Annotated in this window: 15 protein-coding genes and 1 pseudogene (1 of these 16 only partly in view); 3 read left to right on the top strand and 13 right to left on the bottom strand. The window is 70.2% G+C overall.

All coding sequences use genetic code 11. From position 1 onward, the window contains the following. Positions 1–509: 509 nt before the first annotated feature. On the bottom strand, positions 510–1,388 hold the full coding sequence (locus tag ACFYMM_RS35475) for a metallophosphoesterase (RefSeq protein ID WP_388394525.1): 879 nt from the start codon (positions 1,386–1,388) through the stop codon (positions 510–512). A gap of 261 nt (positions 1,389–1,649) precedes the next feature. Between ACFYMM_RS35475 and ACFYMM_RS35470 the strand changes: the two genes are divergently transcribed. Both ACFYMM_RS35470 and ACFYMM_RS35465 read left to right on the top strand, forming a co-directional pair. Next, on the top strand, positions 1,650–2,000 hold the full coding sequence (locus ACFYMM_RS35470; RefSeq protein WP_388394522.1) for a DUF4262 domain-containing protein: 351 nt from the start codon (positions 1,650–1,652) through the stop codon (positions 1,998–2,000). After that, positions 1,927–2,247, top strand: a complete 321-nt coding sequence (locus ACFYMM_RS35465; protein WP_388394519.1) for a transposase — start codon at positions 1,927–1,929, stop codon at positions 2,245–2,247. Before ACFYMM_RS35470 ends, ACFYMM_RS35465 begins: the two co-directional genes overlap by 74 nt. Here the strand turns inward: ACFYMM_RS35465 and ACFYMM_RS35460 are convergent. From ACFYMM_RS35460 to ACFYMM_RS35425, 8 genes and pseudogenes are all read right to left on the bottom strand, one after another. Beyond that, positions 2,231–2,845, bottom strand: a pseudogene (locus ACFYMM_RS35460) (transposase); the annotation flags it as partial. The gene ACFYMM_RS35465 and the pseudogene ACFYMM_RS35460 overlap by 17 nt on opposite strands. A gap of 94 nt (positions 2,846–2,939) precedes the next feature. Then, on the bottom strand, positions 2,940–3,728 hold the full coding sequence (locus ACFYMM_RS35455) for an enoyl-CoA hydratase/isomerase family protein (RefSeq protein ID WP_388394516.1): 789 nt from the start codon (positions 3,726–3,728) through the stop codon (positions 2,940–2,942). Beyond that, a complete protein-coding gene (locus ACFYMM_RS35450) occupies positions 3,725–4,987 on the bottom strand; it encodes a cytochrome P450 (RefSeq protein ID WP_388394513.1) in 1,263 nt (420 codons plus the stop codon). The genes ACFYMM_RS35455 and ACFYMM_RS35450 overlap by 4 nt, the downstream gene beginning before the upstream one ends. Before the next feature lie 17 nt (positions 4,988–5,004). Then, positions 5,005–5,466 carry a hypothetical protein gene (locus ACFYMM_RS35445; protein WP_388394510.1) on the bottom strand — a complete coding sequence of 154 codons (462 nt, stop codon included), beginning with the start codon at positions 5,464–5,466 and terminating at the stop codon, positions 5,005–5,007. 575 nt (positions 5,467–6,041) lie between these two features. After that, the gene (locus tag ACFYMM_RS35440; protein ID WP_388394507.1) at positions 6,042–7,148 is read right to left on the bottom strand and encodes an NAD(P)/FAD-dependent oxidoreductase; all 1,107 of its coding nucleotides are present in this window, start codon (positions 7,146–7,148) and stop codon (positions 6,042–6,044) included. Positions 7,149–7,309: 161 nt separating this feature from the next. Continuing rightward, entirely contained in the window at positions 7,310–7,696 is a 387-nt protein-coding gene (locus ACFYMM_RS35435; RefSeq protein WP_388394504.1) for a YbaB/EbfC family nucleoid-associated protein, read from the bottom strand. Between the two features lie 184 nt (positions 7,697–7,880). After that, on the bottom strand, positions 7,881–9,215 hold the full coding sequence (locus tag ACFYMM_RS35430; RefSeq protein WP_388394502.1) for a cytochrome P450: 1,335 nt from the start codon (positions 9,213–9,215) through the stop codon (positions 7,881–7,883). A gap of 349 nt (positions 9,216–9,564) precedes the next feature. Continuing rightward, on the bottom strand, positions 9,565–12,459 hold the full coding sequence (locus ACFYMM_RS35425; RefSeq protein ID WP_388394499.1) for an ATP-binding protein: 2,895 nt from the start codon (positions 12,457–12,459) through the stop codon (positions 9,565–9,567). Between the two features lie 282 nt (positions 12,460–12,741). Between ACFYMM_RS35425 and ACFYMM_RS35420 the strand changes: the two genes are divergently transcribed. Further along, positions 12,742–13,356, top strand: a complete 615-nt coding sequence (locus ACFYMM_RS35420; RefSeq protein WP_388394496.1) for a sigma-70 family RNA polymerase sigma factor — start codon at positions 12,742–12,744, stop codon at positions 13,354–13,356. Positions 13,357–13,431: 75 nt separating this feature from the next. Here the strand turns inward: ACFYMM_RS35420 and ACFYMM_RS35415 are convergent, their stop codons facing one another. The 4 genes from ACFYMM_RS35415 to ACFYMM_RS35400 form a co-directional block, all read right to left on the bottom strand. Continuing rightward, positions 13,432–16,230: an ATP-binding protein gene (locus ACFYMM_RS35415; protein WP_388394494.1), complete on the bottom strand. Its 2,799-nt coding sequence runs from the start codon at positions 16,228–16,230 to the stop codon at positions 13,432–13,434. A gap of 134 nt (positions 16,231–16,364) precedes the next feature. Beyond that, on the bottom strand, positions 16,365–20,378 hold the full coding sequence (gene eccCa / locus ACFYMM_RS35410; RefSeq protein WP_388394491.1) for a type VII secretion protein EccCa: 4,014 nt from the start codon (positions 20,376–20,378) through the stop codon (positions 16,365–16,367). Between the two features lie 103 nt (positions 20,379–20,481). After that, positions 20,482–20,868, bottom strand: a complete 387-nt coding sequence (locus ACFYMM_RS35405) for a YbaB/EbfC family nucleoid-associated protein (protein WP_388394488.1) — start codon at positions 20,866–20,868, stop codon at positions 20,482–20,484. 90 nt (positions 20,869–20,958) lie between these two features. Further along, positions 20,959–22,041 carry the 3' end of a hypothetical protein gene (locus ACFYMM_RS35400; RefSeq protein ID WP_388394485.1) on the bottom strand. Its footprint extends 25,800 nt past the window's final position, so 1,083 of the gene's 26,883 nt are visible here — the last part of the coding sequence; the start codon falls outside the window, past its right edge; it ends in the stop codon at positions 20,959–20,961.

The following is a 22,041-nucleotide window of genomic DNA, read 5'->3' as shown; positions in this document are numbered from 1 at the left end:
GCGGGCGATCAACAGGATGAAGGCATGGCGAGGCATCGCCACCCGCTACGACAAGACCCCCGGGAGCTACCTCGCCGGACTCCACCTCAGGGCCTGCGTGATCTGGATCAAGGACCTCACACGAGCGGCCCCTTGATCACAACCGAATACGCTCCCTAACGCCCACTGACGGGGAGAGGTCGAAGTCCATGCGGGCATGATCCCAAACAGGTCTGTTAACGAGTCATGAAGGGCCATCCAGTCTCGAGACGTTACAGAGCGTGAGAGCTCCACAGAAGTTGGACCAGAACCCGAGATCGGACAGCAGTTGTTCATTACTTCGGACAGCGCTCTGGTGGGGCTCTCGATTCGAACAGCCAGCAAACGCAGCGGGTGCCAGGGACGAATACAGCCCGCCTCCTCGAGGGTCCTGGCATGCTCACCGGACATCAGCTGTGCGGACGTCCGTGACTGCCTTGCCTGCCGCTCGCGCCGAGCGGCAGGCAAGCGGCGGTCCAGCGGACCGCAGGTCAGCCCAGGCTCGCGGCGGAGGGGCCGAGCCTTTCGATGACCTCGCGCATCTCCTCTTCGTCGGCCTCGTAGACCGTCTCGCCCATACGCGGGTCTCGTGCGTGGAGCGTGTGGATGAGTGGGCCGTGGGGCGCTGCGAGGTGGACGAGGGAGGCCGACGGGCCGTGGACGGCGCGCTCGGTGCCGGGGCGGGCGGTCAGGTCGATGCGGCTGACGACGCCGGGGGTGACCCAGACGGTCGCTTGTTCCAGGCGGGCCAAGATCTGAAGGTGGAAGTGCCCGCACAGGATGAGCTGAACATCGGTCCCGCGGATCCCGTCGGCCAGCTCCGCGCTGTTTTGCAGGCCGAGCGCCCGCTGAACGTCGACGTCCAGGGCGACCGGCGGGTGGTGGAAGGCCAGAACGGTGCCCAGCGGGGCCGGGGTGGTCAGTAGTTCGCGGAGCCAGTCGAGTTGGCCGCCGTCGAGTCGGCCGTAGCCCTTGCCCGGAACGAGCGTGTCCAGGGTGATCAGTCGCCATCCGTCGAGGGTGCTTGCCCCCGCCCGCTCACCGGCGGCTCCTTTGTACACCGTCTCGGGCTGGGCGTGGCCGCTTCCCAGCACGTCCGCGAATGCGGTGCGCTCGTCGTGGTTGCCGGTGGTGTAGAAGACGTTGGCCCCGCGTCGGCCGGCGTAGTCGGACAGGAGTTCACGCGCCCGGGCATACGCTTCGTGGGAGCCGTCGTCCGCGACGTCGCCGGTGACCACCACCGCGTCTAGGTCGTGCAGATGGCCCAGTTCGGTCAGCAGGCGGCGGAGTGCCGCACTGCCGTCAGCCCCGTCGGCGTCAGGTCCACCGGACCGGTCGAGATGGGTGTCAGAGAGATGCAGGATCCGCATCGTCCGAAGTTAGCCTCGGTTACCCGGCCGAGCCATGGCCTTTCTCGCCATGCGGTCCCGTCCACCGGTTCCTGGCTGCTCATGCACACAAAATCGAACGGTGACGGGGCTGGGCGCTGTCCGAAGTGCTGAACAACTGCTGTCCAATCTCGGTTCTGGCACAGATCTTGGGGAGCGGTCGCGGAGGGTGACGGTGTCGTTCGATTGGGGGGCACGAACCCTGGCTGCCCGACTCAAGCGCTGACCTCGTAGCCTCCGCGCATGACTGATGATCGGTTCCAGTGCCGCTGCGTCCTCTGCCATGACTACGGTGACCGAGACGAAGCAGACCGCGTTGACCTGGCGATCATCGAGAACGTGCAGCAGCACGGATGGCACGTTGTGATGGTTCCCGAGGACGAGATCGGTCCTGGATTCGCCTACACGATCGGGCTGGCGCACACTCACGGCGCGCCTGAACTCGCCATGTTCGGACTCGATATCCACGTGAGGTTCCCCTCCTACTGTGGAGACCGTGACCGGAGGGATAGTTGGGGTCATGGCATCCAAGAAGCGCCTCTACGACGCCGAGTTCCGCGAGGGGGCGGTACGGATCGTGACGGAGACCGGTAAGCCGATCCCGGAGGTGGCTGCGGAGCTGGGCATTCATTCGGGGACCCTGCACAGCTGGGTGTCTCGGGCTCGGCGCAACGGGTCGCCGTCGTCGGACCGGCCGTCGGCCGAACCCTCGGGTGGCCGGTTGCGGGAGAGTGAGCGGGCGGAGCTGGAACGGCTGCGGGCCGAGGCCCGGGAGAAGGACAAGCGCATCCGTGAGCTGGAGATGGAGCTTCCCAATCAGGATGTCAAGCCGCGGTGGTGACAGGGGTCGGGGTTTGGTAGAACTCTCCGTCACGGATCATGGCCCATAGGACGTTGATGCGTCGGCGGGCGAGGGCCAGGAGGGCCTGTTTGTGCCCCTTCCCCTCGCTTCGCTTGCGGTCGTAGTACGCCTTGGAGGCCGGGACAGCAGCGCAGGCTGACCATGGCCGAGAGGTACATCACCCGTAGGAGGCCGCGGTGATAGTGCCGGGGTCGGCGGAGATTGCCGCTGACGCGGCCGGAGTCGCGTGGCTGCGGCGCCAGCCCGGCGAAGCCGGCCAGCCGGTCCGCGGTGCCGAAGGCATCCATGTCGCCGCCGGTCGCGGCGAGGAACTCGGCACCGAGCTTGGGGCCCATCCCAGGCAGAGTACTGATCACCTGGGCATATGGATGCTCGCGAAACCGGGCCTCGATTTGAGCGTCGAGCTCGGCGATCTCATCGTCGAGGGCCATCACCCTGGCAACGCTGTGTGCTGGGCCTGGGCGGCGTCCACAGCTGTCCTAGCGAGTGTGGCGGCGCCATGGACCTTGTGCTTCTTCAGCCAGGTCTCGATCCGTTTCACCCCGGAGCGACGGATGGCTGCCGGAGTGAGCATGCCTCGCGCAGCCTCGCCGGAGTGCGAACGGATTCGCCGTCCTCGCTGCTGCCCCGCGCCCACACCCCGCCGCACGAACAGAGGCGTCCCTCGTGTGTCAGTTCGGCAGTCGGCGGGCCCGCCGTGTCTCGATGACAGCGGCCGCCATCAGCTCGGGGTCGAGGGCGGAGGAGTCGGTCAGGCGTGAGGCGGCGGCATAGGAGTTGAGCATGGCCTTCGTGATCCGCAGTGCGGTGGCCGGCCGGCGGATGATGGGTTTGATCCAGGTCTCGACGGCTGTGTCGAGTTCGGATGGGGGGACGACTCTCTGCAGGAGCGACAGTGAAAGGGCCTCCTCGGCGTCGAAGGAGCGACCCGTCAGTATGAGTTCGCGGGCGCGGGCGGCACCGGCTTCGCTGATGAAGCGGGACAGCAGGCCGCCCCAGGCGGTGGGCAGGCCCAGTGCGAGTTCGGGCAGTCGGAACGTCGCCGTGTCGGTGCTGACGCGCAGGTCGCAGGCGAGGGCGAGGGCGACGCCCGCGCCGATCGCCTTGCCGTGGATGCGGGCGATGGTGACCGCGGGGTTGCCGGTGAGGCTGTCACAGACGCGGCGGGCCCTGTGCCCGGACGCCCGGACTCCGCTGCCACTGGGGTCCCGGCTCAGGTGCGCGGCGTACTCGCTGCGGTCCCCGCCGAGGCAGAAGTCCCCACCGGCTCCGGTCAGCACCACCACCTGGATGTGCGGTTCCTGCCGGTCCAGTACTGACTGGAGGTCCTCCAGCATGGTGTCGGTGACGGCGTTGCCCTGGTCAGGAGTGTTGAGCTCGATGGCCAGAACCGGTCCCTGCCGGCGCACACGCAGTGTTTTCAGCTCGATCTGTGTCTCGAGTTCCGTAGGGTTCGTCATGTGGTCACCTTCAGGGACGTCACTCTTCGGAAGACCATCCGGGGAGCGTAGGTGGGGGCGGACACCGGGCGCAAAGCCCTGAAACGGCCGAGGAGTTCGGTGAGAAGGGTGCGGGCCTCGAGTCGGGCGAGTGCGGCGCCGACGCAGTAGTGGGCGCCTCCTCCGAACGTCATGTGGGCGCCGTTGCGCAGGATGTCGAAGCATTCCGGGTTCTCGTTGCGCCGGGGATCGTGAGCGGCCGCGCCGTACATCACGTGCACCATCTCGTCCTTGGCGATCGGTGTGCCAGCCAGGACGGTGTCGTCTGCGGCGATCCGGGTGTTGACGTGGATGGGCGGGTCGTACCGCAGGGCTTCTTCGATCGCGTCGTCGATGTGCTCCGGGTTCCGCCACAGCCACTGCCACTGCTCTTCGCTCCGGCCGAGCAGCCAGACGACGTTGGCCAGCAGGGTCGCCGTGGTCTCCAGGGAGGCGGTGGTGATGAACATGGTCAGGTCGTAGACGGTTTCGTCCGCAGCTGCCGGATCGCCGGGGAACTGCTCGTCCCAGTAGCGAATCCAACCGGAGATGACGTTGCTGCCGGGGTCGGCGCGGCGTTCTCGGATGAGGCCGGTGAAGAACTCCCGCATGTCGGCGGTCGCCTGGGCGGAGACGGCGAGTTCGCTCTTCGTGGGAAGCAGTTCCTGGAGGTGGACCTGGCGATGGGTGAAGTCGAGGATGTGCGCGTGGTGGCGTGCGGGGACGTCGAGCCATTCGCCGACGGTGAGGACCGGTAACCGGTCACTGACGATGGGGACGAAGTCGGCCTCGCCGTCACGGCATATTCGCTCGGCCAGTTCGTCGACGACCCGCTTTGTCTGAGCGGCGACGAGGGGTGCCAGGGCGTCGAGAGTCGTACGGCCGAACAGGTTGCCCAGGGCACGGCGTTGAGATGTGTGGACGGGCGCGTTGAGCCGGAACAGGCCCCGGCTGACGGCCTGCGTCGCGGGTGCCTGCCAGCGTTCGGCGTTGGGCTGGCGTGCCTGCCAGGCCAGGTCCGGGACCAGCCAGTTCCTGCCGCGCAGGACCTCGCTGCAGACGTCGTAGCCGGTGACCAGGTAGCCGCCCCAGGGGGCGGGGACGACATCGCCCAGTGCGCGCAGCTGGTGCCACACTGGCTGTGGGTTGCTCTGGCCCTCGGGGGATCGCAGGCGCCGGAGCAGGGAGATCACGGCTCGGCGGTCGAGGGTGGTGCCGGTCGTGTCGCCAACGGCGGTCACGCGGAGCTCCTCTTGTTTCAGTGAGTCGGGTGTCTGTCGAGCGCCGGCTTGACGATCAATCCGGGAGGTCGGTTCCATGGACCGGCGGGGGTGGAAGCGACCGGCGTCTTGGGCGAGTTCGCCGTCTCAGTGCCAGTCGTCATCCGTTCCAGCTCTTCCAGCGTGCTCGCGTCGAGCCACGTGGGTTCCTGCCCGTTGGCGTCGTTCGCACGGCCTTCGGACTCCGGCTCTGGCGGGAACATTTCGCGGAGCAGCACCAAGGTCCGTCGACCGTCGATCACCCGCAGTACTTTGAACCGAGTGCCCGGCAGGAAGATCAGTTGATCCGGGGCGGACGGGTCGACCGCCGTGGTGAGACGGGCGGTCAGTGACCATACGACGAAACCGGGTCCGGTCTCATCCAGCGCAGCTGCCGATGCTGAAGCGGTCCAGAAAGCCTGCTCCGTGACGAACCGGTTCTCGCGATACCAGTCCGTCACAGGTCCGACCGTGCTCGTGCGTATGGTCGCAGGACCACGGAAGGCAGGAAGCCGACGCAGTCCCGATGCGACACACCGGGCCAAGGACAGGTGTCCACCCGCGGCTCCCTCGGACAGTGCCTCGTCGAGGTTCCACCGCTCGCCCGTCAGATACAGGTAGACAGCCGCCAGGTCGGCTCGCACGCCGACAACGTCACCCCGGAGACCGCCGGCCCGTGCCGCACACTGGGCCGCTGCCGACCTTCCCACGATGGCCAATCCCTCGCGGTACCGGTCCGCGTAGTCGCGCCATAACCGGAGCCGGTCCCACGCCATGCCTCGCCCACCTGGCGGGTTGATCGACGCGGAAGCACTTGGCACGGACTGCACCCGGTATCGAGTACTGCCGGATGTCCCGAGCCATGAGGGCGCCCGGCTTGCGCCCCGTTCACGGTCGGAGAACTCGTCGGGCATGTTCATCGCGTTCTCCTGAGGAGCACTAAAAAATTCCTGGATGGCGCCAACGGCGACGGTAGGTACCGGCCGCGGGCAAACAGATCAGCGCAGGCGGCGCGCATCACGAACACTTGGCCACGTCATCGGGGGGCCGTGTACCCGAGCTGGCGCCTCATGAAGGGGGTCATGAGGGTCTTCGCCTTGGCCACGGTGGTGGTGCGGGTGCCCAGGACTGCAGTGTCGCCGCCGGGCACGGGCACGATGGTCACCCCGTCGGCCGAGCCGAACGGCACGATCAGCGGGGTGCGGACCGCCCGATAGAGGCGGGGCCTCTTGCCCCGCTTGCCGGACATGCTCAGATAGATGTCGATGTTGTGGGCGGCGACCTGCGCCTGGGCGATCGCGGCGGGAGTGACCTTGAGTTCGGCGACGTCGTTCACGTCGCCGACCGCGAACACGTCGGACCGGCCCGCGACGCGCAGCATACTGTCGACCTTCACGTGTCCCGTACTGTTCAGCCAGTCGCCGTGCCCGGCCTGCCGCAGCCAGAGGGTGTTGGGGGTGGTGCCCGTCGCCCAGAAGGAGAGGTCGGCGGCGAGGACGGTGCCGTTGGCGTCGCGGTAGGTGCCGAACTCCTTTCCGGGGGACATGAAGGTGTTCAGCCGTACGTCGACCTCGTGGGACTCCAGCCAGGCGCGGGCCTTGCGGCCGGCGCGCGCGCTGCCCGTGGAGTGCAGCAGCTCCGGCCCGGAGTGGGTGAGCGTGACGCGGGCGTCCGGGCGTGCGAGGCGGATCTCGGCGCCGAGTTCGACACCGGAGGGGCCGCCTCCGACGACGAGGACGTGTCCGGCGGCGGCGACGCGCTGCTGGTGTTCGGCGAACGACTTGGCCGCCTCGTCCGGCGTGGTTCCGATGAACCGTGCCGGCGCCGGGTAGTCCGCGCCGGTGGCAAGCACCAGTACGTCGTACGGCAGCCGCTCACCCGTGGCCAGGGTGACATGCCGTTCGACGGTGTCGATGCCGGCCGCCTCGCCCACGGCGACGCGGCCGTTGCGCAGCAGGCGGTCGTACGGGATGAAGGGGGTCGCAGTCCAATCCGGGCGCACACCCGCGCGCAGGGAGGCGATGCGGTGGAAGAAGACCTCCTTGCGGTCGACGAGCGTCACCCGCGCGGTCGCATCCAGCCGTTTCGCCAGACGGACGCCCGCGTAACCGCCGCCTATCACCACTACGTTGCCGTCTTGCACAGCGGGTCTCCTGAGCCGGGTGAGGGGGGAACGAATCGGGAATCGGTGGGCAGCGCGGGCGGCACGACCCGGGCAGGCCGGTGGAAGACGAGCCGGGACATCAGGACTCCTCGTGTGTCACACGGGCGCCGGGGCGCTCCCCGGCAGGGGCATGGGTCCGGTCACCGGGGACGGTACTTCGACAGACGCGGTACGACGACGGGCTCCCTCTGACCGCCGTTCAGACCGGCCAGGATGCTCTGCAGGCCCCCAGTGACACCCGAGAAGACCTCGGTGCGCCGCTCGTCCACGGTGTCGTACGCACTGTCGATCGCCTGCAGAACCAGCACGGCCAGCCCGTCCGGATCATCGGGATCGATCACCGACGGGTGGATACGCAGGTCCACCACCCGGCTCTCGCCCGACACGGTCGCCGTGACCATGCCGTCCGAACTGTGCCCCGTGGCCTCCAACGTCCGCAGATCCTGCTGGGCGTCGGTCATCGCGCCCCGCATACGCCGGGCACGCTCCGCGAACGCGGAGAAGTCGATCTGCTCTTCGTCGGGCATACGGCCGCGCCTTCCGTGTGGAGTGGAGTCCGGAGAATGTGGGCGGTCCCACCTGGAGGTGAGGTGGCCCCACCTAGAGATACGGACGCGAGGCCCGAACGGGTCCCATCGCTTCGTCACCACGGGCAGATGTTGACGGCCGGCGTGGTCGGGCCCGGCCCTTCCGTCGGGCGCCGCGCGCCGATCAGCGATCTTGCAGGACGGCTGGAGGTGCAGCAGCGAGTGGATCGGCGCCACGTGACACAGGTGTTCTCCCGCCACCAGCGCGTGGCCCTGCAGGCTCTGATGGGGACGCGGCCGGGCCCAGGGTCACAGGCAGTTCGACGACGTCATTGCCGATGAACGAGTGCTGGGGCTCGAGTTGGTCGGGGGCGACGGAGAGGGCGAGCTGGGGGAAGCGGTCGAACAGGGCCGGGAGGGCGACTTGGGCTTCGAGGCGGGCGAGCGGGGCTCCGAGACAGTAGTGGGTGCCGTAGCCGAAGGCGAGGTGCTGCTTGTCGGCGCGGTCGATCTGGAAGCTGGCGGGGTCGGCGTGGATCTCCGGGTCGCGGCCGTGGCCGCCGAAGCCGATGATGACAGCGTCGCCGGCCCGTATGACGACACCGTCACCCAGGTCGATGTCCGCTGTGGCGTACCTCAACGGCATGTACATGACGGGCGCGTGCACGCGCAGTGCCTCCTCGATCACGTCGGTCCAGTGGGCCGGTTCGGCGCGAACCTTTGCGAGCTGGCCGGGGTGCGAGAGGAGTTCGCGCACCGCGGCTCCGATCAGGGCGACGGTGGTCTCGCCGCCGGCGCCGATCATCAGGATGAGGGTGGAGACGAGTTCCGCCTCGCTGAGCCGATCGCCGTCCTCCTCGTGGGCGGTCAGCAGCAGGCTCGTCATGTCATCGCCGGGCATCAGGCGCTTGGCCTCGATCAGGGTCCGCATCGCGCGGTGGAGGTCCTGGGCGAGGATCTCGGACTCCTGGGGCGTGACGTCCCTGGCGAACACGTACCCCATGACACGGAGTACTTCGGGCCGTTGGTCGGCGGGGAAACCGAACAGGTCACAGACGACCCGGGTGGGCACGCCCTGCGCGAACTCTGTGCGCAGGTCGACGCGTTCGGTGGCACCGCGGCGTTCCAGCGCTTCCAAGAGATCGGCGACGACGGCCTCGATCCCAGGCCGCATCGCCTCGATCCTGCGGGCGGTGAACGCCTTGCCGATCAGCTGCTTCAGCCGTGTGTGATCGTCCCCGTTGGAGGTGGCCAAATTGATCACGTCCACAAACGGATACAGCCATGGAACGGCGCCGGGCCGATACCCCGCCCAGGACTTGCGAGGGTCTTTGAAGATGTGCGGATGGACCAGGAGTTCCTTGGCGATGTCGCCGCGGATGACCGACCAGGTGGCGACGCCGTCCAGCAGCTTCACCAGGACGGCGGGGCCGGCGGCACGGAGTTCGTCGAGCTGGTCGTACAGGCGTCCGCCGCCGCCGCTGTCGAGGGTCACGATCTCAGTGGGATCGCTGGTCACGCCGTAACTCCTGACGGTAGGCCGCGATGTGCAGGCATGTCGCGGGGATGCGTGGCGAAGGGAAGGTCGCCGGAGGCGGGAGCGCATGGATGCACCTTCGGCACATCAAGGACGGCAGCACTCTAGGGCCGCACCACAGAGTCAGGGATAGATCCCCGAACGGGGACCTGTCGGGTTTCAGGCCCGGCTGCCTAGGTTACTTCGGTACGCGAATCATGCCGTCCGGCGGCCGGTCGGCGCCCTGCCTGCTTCGGACCGAACCGGCGAGCGGGTCATGGTTGGACCGCGACCGGTTCGGCATCGGGAACCGGAGCATCTTCTGGTGATCCGCTCGTGACCGGCCCGGTCGTCACCTGTGCTCGGTCGAACCGGGGCCACGGGTCATGGAAGAGAACGTCGCGGAGGTCCTGTCCGTAGTCAGCGGAGCGACAACCTCGCGCCGGGAGCGGACCTGGAGCTTGGAGAGGATATGGGACACATGAGTCTCCACGGTGCGGCGCGAGAGCAGCAGGCGTGCGGCGATGTCGGGGTTGGACAGACCCTGCGCCACCAAGTCGGCGACACGCCGCTCGGTCACGGTCAACGCCTCCCAGCTGGAGGCCGGGCGCGCCTGCAGTCCGCGGCCGTCGGCGCGCAGGCCCCAGGGGCGCAGACGGGCGGCGGCCCGGCGTGCGTCCCAGGACGCGCCCAGCTCGGTGCTGATCGCGACGGCCTCGCCGAACGAGGCGCGGGCCGTGTCGAGTTCTCCGGAGGCGGCCTGGACCAGAGCGAGGTCCTCCAGCGCGGCGCCGAGATCCGGCAGCCGGTCGGCGGTGCGGTGGTAGTCGACGACGGCCATCAGCCGAACCGGGTTCTGATCGAGCAGCCCGGAACACCAGTCGGCCGCCGCCCGGGTCCGGGCTCGTGGCCGGCGTTCGTTCGCCTGGCGGGCGGCGAGGGCCGCCGCCTCCGCGGTCTGCCGGTCGTCGGCGGCCAGCGCTGTCCGGACCAGGGTGGGCAGCCATTCCGGGTGGTTGGCCAGGTCGTGTTCGTAGGTGGTGGTCAGCAGCTCCGTGAGCACCTTCACTGCCTCGCCGGGCCTGCCCACACGCTCAGACACGAGGGCGCGCGCAAGCAGCAGGTAGGCGGCGGCCACGGGCCCTGCCGACGGTGTCGTCCTGCTGCCCGGGGCGTCGAGCTGCCTGGCAGCCTCCTGCCATTGCCCCCTGCGGGCGCTGATCAGCGCCATCAGGCCGTGGCGGGTCAACCGCCACAGGGGCGGGAGTTCGGTGACCTCGTCCAATACCGCGAGGGCGTCGTCCCAGCGACCGTGCTCGTAGTACCGCTCGGCGCTCTGGACGAGAGTCATGGACAGTCGCGTCGCTCCGACCCGTTCGGCAAGCGAACGGGCGTGGTCCAGGGTCTGCTCCGCCTCCTGGAGGCGGTCGCCGTCGACGTCCAGTTCTGTGACCCGCTTGCCCAGCAGTATGAGCCGCAGGTCGACGAGTTCCGGATCGTTGCCGATCTCTGTCAACGCCTCGCCGTTCAGGGCCAGTGCCCCGGCCTGGTCACCGTGCCAGCTGCGGATGACGGATGCCGCGTGCAGGGCGTAGCCGACGGCCGTCGGATCGCCCAGCTTTCGTCCCTCGGCCAATGCCTCGGCCATCGCCAGCCGAGCTCGGCCGATCTGCCCCAGGACGTGCCGGGCCAGCGCCACCAGCGCCAGCAGCCGGACGCCCCAGACGGGTTCCAGGCGCGGATCGGCGGTGGCGGCGCGCCAGTTGTCGACCACGTGCTCGTAGCGACCGGTCCGCATGCCGATGATGCTGAGCAGCCACCTCGCCCGGCCGATCAGTTCATGGTCGGCCGGCTGCCGCAGCACGGTCCGGGCCAACTCCTCCGCGCGGTCCAAGGGGCCCACGCGGAAGTAGAGCGCGGCCAGTTGCGCGGTGAGCGGGGGAACCCTCGGGTCGTCCGTGCGGGCGTACCGCAGGGCGTGTTCGAGCAGTTCGGCGGCGACGGCCGGTGCTCGGACGGCCAGCCTCTCGGCATTGCCGACGAGCCATTCCCATTCCCACTCCCAGTCCTCGGCAGTCCCCAGGACGGGGAGAATCAGCTCGGCCACCCGCTCCACCGATGCCCCGGAGGCCACCAGCTCCTGCGCCGCGCGCCGGAGGAAGGCCGTACGCAGGGCAGTCGGCATGGACTCGTGCAGGACCTCCTTCAGCAACGCGTGCCGGAAGGCCAGCCGGGCCCCGGTGGACTCGAGGACTCCGGCGCCGAGAGCCTCCTCCACCACCCCCAGGAGGGAACCAGCCCCGCAGCCCACCGCCGCCGCCAGATCGGTCACCGAGAATTCCGGCCCGAGCAGCGACGCGGCGCGCAGTGCCTCCCCGGCTTCGGCCGAGAGCGATGCCAGCCGGTCCGCGATTACGTCCTTCAGCTCGCCCAGTTCCCGCACGTCCCGGCCGCCCGCCTTCAGCTCGACACGTCCGTCGGCGAAGTCCAGGGCGCCGACGCGGGTCAGGGCGTCCAGCAGTTCCCTGACGAAGAGCGGGTTGCCTGCGGCGGACCGCAGCCGTTCGGTGAGCATCGGTCCGGGCTCACCTTGCGCCAGCAGCCCGGCCAACTCCGCCACCTGGGCCCCGGACAACTGATCGAGCGAGACCAGCTCGCCCCTCCGGGAGCGCAGATCGCGGCGGAGCGCCTCCAGCTCCGTCCGCCCCTGCACCGACCGACAGGTGCCGACGACCAGCAGCGGAAGCTGGACGGTGGCCCGGCACAGCCGACGCCACATCAGCAGGCTCGCCTCGTCGGCCCACTGGAGGTCCTCCACCGCCAGCACCATTGGGCCGCCCGCACACAACCGGTCAACCAGGACGAGCAGTTGCTCGGTCGCGGCCACCACCGGGTCCCCGACGAGCAGGCGCATCGTCCAGCCCTGCGTCTCCTGAGGCTGTTCCAGGGCGAGCGCGGTCTCCGCACGGCGGGGATCGGGCGAGTCGGCGTCCACTTCAAGGAGCTCCGCCATGACCGAGAGCGGAAATCTCTGTCCCAGTTCGTCGCACTGCCCGGTCAGCACCTCGCAGCCGACCGCATCGGCCTTGGCCAGGGCGTGCGCAAGCAACGTGGACTTGCCGATGCCCGGCTCCCCTTCGATCAGCAGGCATCCTCCACGCCCCGCCGCCACATCGGTGACCAGCCGCTCCACGAGGGCTCGCTCCGCGTCCCGGCCGATCACTGACTGTAGATGTTGCCCGAGCATGCCCATGACTTTAGATCGGCTCCGTGAGGTCTCCGTCCGGATCAGGTAACGCCCGGGAAAACTGTGGCTTGAACCATGCAGCCGCCCCTGGCTCACTGAGACGCGTAGGTCTCGGCCCGTCCGTATCTCAGTGAGGCTCACGGATGTCTCCGTGTCCCGGCTGCCACAGGCTCGTCCCATCGGACGGCAACAGATGGGCACCTCATGACGGCGGCACTCACACCCTCGACGCGCACTCCCACACCGCAGGCCACCCGCTCCCCCGGGTCCACGGAGCAGAAGATGCGACTGATCTACGAAGTCAACAAGGGCTCTTTGATGCGCAGTCTGCGCGGCTGGACCCAGGGCGACCGGCAGGCGGCGGAGGATCTGGTCCAGGAGACCATGCTGCGGGCTTGGCGCAATCTGGACGCACTGCCCGACGACCCGCGTGCGGTACGTCCATGGCTGCTGACGGTGTCGCGGCGGCTGGCGATCGACATGCTGCGCGCCCGCTCGGCGCGTCCGACCGAGGTGGAGGACGATCCGCTGGAGTCGATGCCCGCGACGGCGGAGCCCCTGGAGCAGGTCCTCGACCGCCAGGTGCTCCGCACCGCCCTGGCCGAGCTCTCCGCCACCCATCGCGCGGTGCTGACCCAGGTCTACTTCCTGCACCGCCCGGTCCGGCACGCCGCCGAGGTCCTCAACGTCCCGGAAGGCACGGTCAAGTCCCGCACCCACAAGGCCCTGCGAGCCCTGCGCGAGGCGCTGGGCGACCGCCACACGGCGGCCCTCCGCACGCGCACGGTGGCACACGGATGCGCCCCGTCCGGTCCGATCCGACACCTCCCGTCAGGTCCGGTCCGACACCGCCCGGGTCAGTGCCCGGCGCCCGTACGGGTACCGGCCGGGCACTGAGCCGAGCGGAGCCCCGACCGCAGCCCAGTGGTCGCGTCCCCCGGACGTTCCTTCCCGACGGAGCGTGACCGGTGCTCACGCGTCCTTGGACCGGACGTGTCGGGCGACCTCGCGGCGGGAGCGGATCTGAAGCTTGGCGAGGATGCGCGAGACGTGGGTCTCCACCGTCCGGCGGGACAGCAGCAGTCGTCGGGCGATCTCGGGGTTCGTCAGGCCTTGCCCGACGAGCTCCGCGACACGCCTTTCCGTGTCGGTCAGCGCCTGCCGACCGTTCAGGGGCCTCTGCCGCGCACCCCGCACCCCGAGGTGGACACCGTAGGGCCGCAGCCGGGCGGCGGCCCGTCGTGCGTTCCACGCCGCGCCCAGCTCGGAATACACCTCCAGCGCCTCCCCCAGCGCGACCCGGGCCGCCGTCACCTCACCGCAGGCCGCCTGTACGACGGCGGCGTCCTCGAGGACGTTGCCCAGCGCCGGCCGGCGTCCGCGCGTGCGGTAGTACGACGCGGCGGCCAGCATCGGCGAAGGGTCGCCCGCCAGCATCCCGCCGCACCAGTCGAGGTCCGCCTGCCGGGCCGGGTACCGCTCGCCTTCCGCGGCTGCCCGGCACCCCTGGGTCGCGGTTCGCAGTGCGGCCAGGTCTCCGCACTCCCGCGCGGCCCTCACCAGCGTGGGCAGGCAGCTGATCGGATCGATCATCCGCTCCGCGGCGCCCGGCGACAGGCAGGGCGCGAGCAGTTCGACGACCCGCTCCGGGCGAGCGGCCTGCTCGGCGTCCAGTGCCCAGGCCCGCAGCACGACGGCGGACCCGACCAGCCGCTCGTCCCCCGTCGGCCGCTCACCGAGGGCCGCCAGATGCCGGGAGGCCTCCTGCCAGTCGTCGCGCTGCCCGGCGATCAGGGCCCGCACCGCGTGCGCTGCACCGGGCAGGCGCACCGCCTCGGGTTCCGCCCGCGCGGTTTCGAGGTCTGCGAGCTCTTCGAGGGCGCGGTCCCACCGGCCCAGGGTGTAGTTCAGTTCGGCGATCCGGGTACGCAGTGCGAGCGCGGCGACAGGCCACTGGGTCCGATCGGCCGATGCGAGCGCCGCCCGTACCGCTGCCTCGGCTTCGGTGAAGCGGTCCAGTTCCGTGAGTACGGCTGTACGGTCGCCCAGCACCGTCAGCCGCAGTTCGGCCAGTTCCTCGCTGCCGTCGGCCAGGGCGAGGATCCCGTCCATGCTGGTCAGCGCGTCGGCGAAGTCGTGGGTCAGGGCGCCCAGGGCCGAGCGCGTGTACAGGGCCTGGGCCGTGGTGAGAGGCTCGGCGAGCTGCCGCCCCTCGTCATGCGCCCGCTCGGCGGCCTGTTGCGTCTCCTGCCTGTTACCCCGTCCGACCAGCGCCGTCGATCGCAGGGCCGAGTTCCGGGCCCGCCACAACGGTGGGGCGGTTTCGATGCCGGCCAGGACAGCGGCGGCCTCCTCGCTCCGGTCGGCGCGCAACAACGTGGAGCCGAGGTACCACGCGGCCCGGCCGGCTCGCTCGGTGCCGCGGGCGACGATGTCCTTGGCCGTGCGCTCGGCCTGCTGGTCCCGGCCGAGTCGGTAGGCGACCGCGAGCACCTGGTCCTCGACGTCGGCACGACGCGGATCGTCGCTGTCGAGCCGGGCCAGGGCGTACTCCAGCAAGTGCGCCGCGCTGTGTGGGGAGCGGTCCGCGAGGGCTGCGGCGTTCGCCGCGATCCAGCCCGCTTCCCAGCCCTCCGCCTCCGCCAGCACCGGCAGAACCAGGGCGGCGACGTGCTCCACCGGTGCTCCGGCAGCGATCAGTGCCTTGGCGGCGTGCTGGTGCAGGGCCGCCCGCAGGGCGGTGGGCGTGGTCTCGTAGAGGGAGCGTTGGATCAGTCCGTGCCGGAAACGCAGTCGCGCGCCGTCTGCTTCCACCACGCGCGCGGCCAGCGCCTCGTCCACTGCGCCGGCCAGGGCGTTGGGGGAGGCGTCCACCACCGTCGCGAGATCGGTGACCGAGAAGTGCCGGCCCAGCACGGCCGCCGCGCGCAGCGTGGCGCGGGTCCGAGACGAGAGGAAGTCCAGCTGGTCCACGATCATCCGCGCCCACGACGTCACCGCCCGCGGCGGCATGTCCCCCCTCAGCTCCACGCCGTCGGTCACCGTCCGCACCGCTTCCGACCGTGCAAGGGCCGCCAGCAACTCGGCCGTGTACCGCGGGTTTCCGGCCGCCGACGCCAGCAGTCGCGTCAGCCGCGGCCCCGGTGCGCCACCCAGTTGCTCGGTCGCCATCTTCGCCGTCTCCGGCTCCGCCAGTCCGTCGAGCGTGACGACCACTCCGCCGGATGCCCGCACCGTGCGGAGCAGCCGGTCCAGCTCGGGCCGGACGGGCACCGGGCGGCAGGTCCCCACCAGCAGCAGGGGCAGCCGCGTCGTCGCCCGGCTCAGGTGCTCCCACAACAGCAGGCTCGCCTCGTCCGCCCAGTGCAGGTCCTCGACCGCCAGCACCAGCGGACCGGTGGCACACAACCTGTCCACCAGGACGCCCAGTTGATCGACCGCCGCGGCCACGGGATCTTCGGCGGGGACCTGCTGGTGTTCGGTGGGTGCGGGCCGATGTCCGGCGGACAGCCGGCCCGTCCCCACCGCCTGGACGAACGCCCGGAGCGGGAACCGCTGGGTCAGTTCCTCACACGCGCCCCTGAGCACCCGGCAACCGGCCGGCTCGGCGGTGGACAGACCTGTCGACACGAGCGCGGACTTGCCGATCCCGGGCTCGCCCTCGATCAGCAGAGCACGTCCGTACCCCGCGACGAGGCCGGCCAACGCCTCTTCCAGCAGCTTGAGTTCCGCGTCTCTGCCGTGGAACGAGAGCGTCGATTGCACCGCCATGCGCGGAGCATAGACAGCACCGGCGAGACGGAGGTTCCCCGGAAGTGAACTTTGCCGCTCCGCTTCCGCTTCACCACGTCCGTCTCGCCACTCTCCTCCTTGTTCGTCCGGGTTACCTCAGGATGCCAGATCGATCACACGTCCAGGGCGACCTGGATCACGGTCGGCGGTGCCTGACGGCCAATCAGGACTCCCCGGCCCGGCGGGCGCTGGGCCGCACGCTCGCCCCCGAGCACCACGCCCTCGCGCGGATCCCCGGACAGCACGAGGCCTGCGGTGCCCAGCTCCTTGACCCGGGTGAGGAGTTGCTCGGACATCGCACCGCGTGAGATGCCCGCGACCCGGCGGGCCACCACCATGTGCAGGCCGATCTCACGGGCCTGCGGCAGGAAGTCCAGTAGCGGGTTGAGCGGTGACGTCCGGCCGCCTGCGACCAGGTCGTAGTCGTCGACCACGATGTAGAACTCCGGGCCGGTCCACCAGTTGCGTTCGCGCAACTGGTCCATGGTCACGTCCCGTGGCGGCAGCCGCTCGGTGAGTTTGGCGACGACCTGCTCGACGTAGACCTGGGCCGCGCCCGCGTCGCCGATGTAGGCACCGACGTACTCCTCGTCCACCGCGCCCATCAGGGCTCGCCGGTAGTCGACGACGATGAACCGGGTCTCGAACGCCGAGCGGCGCGCCGCCAGCCCCTTCATCCAGCCGCGCAGGAAGGTGGACTTGCCGCTGCCTCCGTCGCCGAAGACGAGGAAGTGCGGGTCGGCGTCGGTGAGGTCCAGGCGCACCGGCGCGAGGTCGCTCTCGGCGATGCCGATGGGCACGCCCGGCGCCGTGTCGTCCTCGGGGATCTGGCTCGCCAGCCGGTCGGCGGTGAGCCGCTCGGGCAGCATCCGGATCGGCGGGGCCACGGGCCCGGACCAGGCGGCCGCCAGCTTGCCGATCGCCTCCTCCTGCGCTTCCGCGAGGCCCTCGGTGGTGTCCTTGCCGTCGAGGCGGGGCAGTGCGGCCTGGAACTGCATCCCGGGCGGCGCCATGCCGCGGCCGGGGACGGCGAGGCCGAAGGCGCGCGCCGCGCGGCGGTTGATCTCCGAGTCGCCGGGGTCGCCGAGACGCAGCTCCAGCCGCGCGGCGATGGAGTCGCGCAGCGCCATGCGGATGTCGCCCCAGCGGTTGGCCGCCAGCACCAGGTGGACGGCGACGCCGAGGCCGCGGCCCGCGATGTCCAGAAGAATCTCGTCGAGGCCCTCCATGTCGCCGCGTACCGCGCCCAGGTTGTCGATCACCAGGAAGACGTCGGCCGAGCGCATGCCCTTCGGCAGCCGGTCGGTGCTGCGCAGCCGCCGGAACTCGTCGGCGGAGTCGATGCCGAGGTGTCGGAAGATCCGCTCCCGCTCGGCGATCAGCTGGCGCACCTCGGCCAGCGCACGCCGCACGCGCGTCAGGTCGTGCCGGCCGGCCACCCCGCTGACGTGCGGGGCCCGTTCGAAGGGCTGGAGCGAACCGCCGCCGAAGTCCAGGCAGATGAACTGTGCCTCGGCCGGGGTGTGGGTGAGCATCGTCGAGAGCATCAGGGTGCGCAGGAACGTGCTCTTGCCGGTCTGCGGGGCGCCGACCACCGCGAGGTGACCGGCCTTGGCGAAGTCCGGCACCAGCGGCTGCTGGAGCTGCTGGAGCGGCACGTCCAGGACACCGACCGGCGCGCGCAGTGCGCCCTTGTGGGCCCACCAGTCGGCACTCATGCCCCGCTCCGGGTGGACCACGACCGGCCCGGTGAGGTCGTCCAGGGCGAGCGCGGCGGGCAGCGGGGGCAGCCACACCTGGTGGGCCAACTGGCCTGCCGTGCCGAGCCGTTCGACGATCACCTGCATCTCGCTCGGCCCCTCCAGCATGGGGCGTACGCGCTCGCGCTCCTCCTCCGGTTCCGCGTCGGGGTCGAGCGGCAGCCGCAGGTCGAAGGGCACGGGGTCGGTCGGCGGCGGTCCGGCGGCGAGGGCGCGCTGTTCCGCCGACATGTGGACCCCGGAGACATGGGCGACGCGGAAGCGCTCCAGGACGCTCTCGGCGAACTTCAGGTACGCGGAGCCGGGGATCGGCGGCAGTCGGTAGGCGTCCGGGGTGCCGATGACGACGCGGGACTCCGCCGCCGAGAAGGTCCGCAGACAGATCCGGTAGGAGAGGTTGGCCTCCAGGCCGCGCAGCCGCCCCTCCTCCAGTCGCTGGGTCGCCAGCAGCAGATGCATGCCCAGGGAGCGGCCGACCCGGCCGATCTGGACGAAGAGGTCGATGAAGTCCGGCCGGGTGGCGAGCAGTTCGCCGAACTCGTCCACGATGACCAGCAGATACGGCAGCGGTTCCAGCGGTTGCCCGTCCGGGCCGGTGGCCCCGGCGGCGCGCCGCAGCTGGTACTCGCGGACGTTGTCGACGTTTCCGGCGTCACGGAGCATCTTCTGCCGCCGCTGCTGTTCGCCGACGAGGGCGTCCTTGACCCGGTCGACGAGGGCGACCTCGTCCACCAGGTTGGTGATCAGGCCCGCCACGTGCGGGAGGTCGGTCACGCCCGCGAAGGTCGCGCCGCCCTTGAAGTCGACGAGGACCAGGCTGAGCAGTTCCGGCGAGTGGGTCATGGTCAGGCCGGTGACCAGGGTGCGCAGCAGTTCGCTCTTGCCGGATCCCGTGGCGCCGACGACCAGTCCGTGCGGGCCCATGCCGCCCTGTGCGGACTCCTTGAGGTCGAGTACGAGTTGCTGGCCGCCGCTGTCGAAGCCGATCGGCATGCGCAGCACCTCCTCGTCGTCCGCGGCGACCCACAGCGACTCGGGGCGGAAGTTCTCCAGGTCGGATATGCCGAGCATGCTGGGCAGCGACATGGTCTGGGCGAGTATCTCCTCACCCTCCATGGACAGGCGCAGCGGGGCCAGCGCCCGGGCGACGGCTTCACACAGCGGCAGATCCGCGCGCGCCGCGACGGCGTTGTCCACTGCGGCACGCGGGTCGGCGCGGCGACCCTCCAGGGTGACGGCGCCCTGTGCGTCGATACGTACCCGTACGTCGGCGCGGGTCGGCTCGTCGTTCTCCTGGTCCACCAGGCAGATGACGCTGACGGCGCTCTGCGGCCCGGCCGCGGCGAGGAGCTCGGCGGCGAGCGGGGACCGCGCCCAGGCCGCCCGCGGGAGGTAGCGGTCGAGGACGACGACCAGGCGGCGCCGGGTGTCCGCGCCGTCCCGGTCGGCCATGCCCAGCCGGCGCGTCGACTGCTGGGCCGCCGTCTCCAGGGCCTGCTGGACGTGGTCGGCGATGCCCTCGAATTCCTCCGCGACCAGGGACACCACACCGGCTTCCCCGGTGGCGTCCGGTTCATGGGTGTGCGGAAGCCACTTGGCCCAGTTCCAGTCCTCCCCGCCGGTCGCGATGGCGATGCCCACGTCGTCGGGGGCGTGCAGCACCGCGATCTGGCAGAGCAGGGCACGCACGGCCGCACGGGCCACCTTCGCCGGGCCGAGCACGCTGACCACGCCGGCCTTCGCCAGATCCAGCACGGCGGGCTGGTCGCCGACCGTGGACATCGATTCGACCAGCCGGTCCGCCGCCTCCTTGGCGCGCGGGTCGTACTCCACCGTCGGGTCGTTGCGGGTGGCCATCCGGATGGGAGTCGACAGCGGCGCACGGCCCGTTCCGACGGACAGCTTGAGGAAGTCGGCGTCCGTGACGCGGCGTTCCCACACCCGGCGTCGCTGGGTCGCTATCGCCCACAGCCGATGCGGTGACGGGAACTGCCAGACCGCCACGGTCCGCTGGTTCTGGGCCACCTGGCGGGCGGTCCGCCGCACCTCGACCAGATGGTCCAGGTAGCGGTCGCGGGCCCGGATCTTCTGCTTGCGGACCTGACCGCGCATCTGCATCCGTACGGCGACGGTGGCGCCGATGGACATCACCACGAACGCGATGCCCAGCAGCACCAGCATCTTGCGGCCGCCGGACATCAGGTAGGCGGCCATGCTGATACTCGACAGCACCGGCATCAGCAGCATCAGCCAACTGGCGTTGCTGTCCTTGCCCACCGGCTGCGGCGGTGCGGCGAGCACCACCGGGTCGGTGGGCAGTGCGGGCGGCACGACCCTGGCGGGCCGGTGGAAGATGAGCCGGGACATCAGGGCTCCTCGTGTGTCACACGGGCATGAGGCGCGGCGGCCCCGCCGGGGGCGGGACAGCGGTACGGCGCCGGGGCGCTCCCCGGCAGGGGCACGGGTCCGGTCACCGGGGACGGTACTTCGACAGACGCGGTACGACGACGGGCTCCCTCTGACCGCCGTTCAGACCGGCCAGGATGCTCTGCAGGCCCCCGGTGATGCCCGACAAGACCTCGGTGCGCCGCTCGTCCACGGTGTCGTACGCACTGTCGATCGCCTGCAGAACCAGCACGGCCAGCCCCTCCGGATCATCGGGATCGATCACCGACGGGTGGATACGCAGGTCCACCACCCGGCTCTCGCCCGACACGGTCGCCGTGACCATGCCGTCCGCACTGTGCCCCGTGGCCTCCAACGTCCGCAGATCCTGCTGGGCGTCGGTCATCGCGCCCCGCATACGCCGGGCACGCTCCGCGAACGCGGAGAAGTCGATCTGCTCTTCGTCGGGCATACGGCCGCCTTCCATGAGGGGTGGAGTCCGGGAGCGGGTGCTTCCACCTAGAGATACGGACGCGAGGCCCGAACGGGTCTCGTCGGCTTCTCACAGCCGCGGGCAGATGTTGTAGGTCCCCATCTGGCCGACCTGAAGCTTGACCTGGCCGAAGCTGCTCGCGACCACAGTGGCCAGCGCCATTCCCGCCGGGGAGTGGAGCTCGTTCTCCAGACTCAGGTGCACGTCGATGCCGTCGCGAGACTTCCCCTGTTCCGAAAGCGTGGCATCGATGTGGTCCGCCAGCCTCGTTCCCAGCTCGTGCGCGTACCGTTCGCCCGCCTCCTTGTCCCTGCCGAACTCGGCCACCAGTTCCTGGAGTTCGTCCGGGGACACCACGTTCTCCACCACCTGGAACACGTGCTTCTCGCGGCTTACCGGCTCGACCGGCTCGACCGGGTGCTGATGGGAGGGGCCGGCCGACGGAATAACGGAAACCTGCTGCGCCGACGTGGCCGGGCTTTCGGAGTCGCCCGCGTAGTGCTCGTTGGTGATCTCCTGGGAGTCGACCCTCCCTTCAGCGACGATCTTCCAGCCACGCTTGATGAAGCGGGAGTCGACGCCGCCCGCGAAGAGAACCTCGCCCTCGCCGGTGTCCTCGTAAATGACGTGCCACGCTTCGAGCGTCTTCTTGACGTCGATGCCGCCCGGCGCGTGGACCTCCCAGACGTATCCGCCGCTCATCCGCCGCGCAGCCGCCTCGATCGAACCGACGGCACTCACGAAGCCGAAGTGGCGACGAGCGTCCTTGCCCGCGTCGGCATATGCATGGATGTCCAGGGACCCACCCGGAGGTTTCAGGCCCTCCAGGCGAACCTTGTCAGGATCGTCGGTATCCACCACGTAGAACTGGCCTCCCCCGGACAGCGTCGGGGCCGGGATGATGTCAGCCAGGTACGTGGTAACGGCGGCGTTCCGCATCTGCCCCTCGTCGGTCACCGCGAGACGCATCGCGGAGGACCCGGCATCGTCGACCGCGGGCTCTGGTGCGGCCTGCGGCACCTCGGTCATGGCCTGGGGGACGACGGCGACGGGAGCCTGCGTCGGCGCCGGAGGGTCGGTGCGGGCCCTGTCGTGCCCAGCCCCCGCCAAGCCGCTCCGCCCGTCGACCACGGACCCGGCGGAGGTGTCGGT

This window comes from Streptomyces sp. NPDC006739, from assembly GCF_042869815.1.
Taxonomy (GTDB): domain Bacteria; phylum Actinomycetota; class Actinomycetes; order Streptomycetales; family Streptomycetaceae; genus Streptomyces.
Note: the sequence above shows the minus strand (reverse complement) of the source record. Positions and strands in the feature narration are given on the sequence as shown.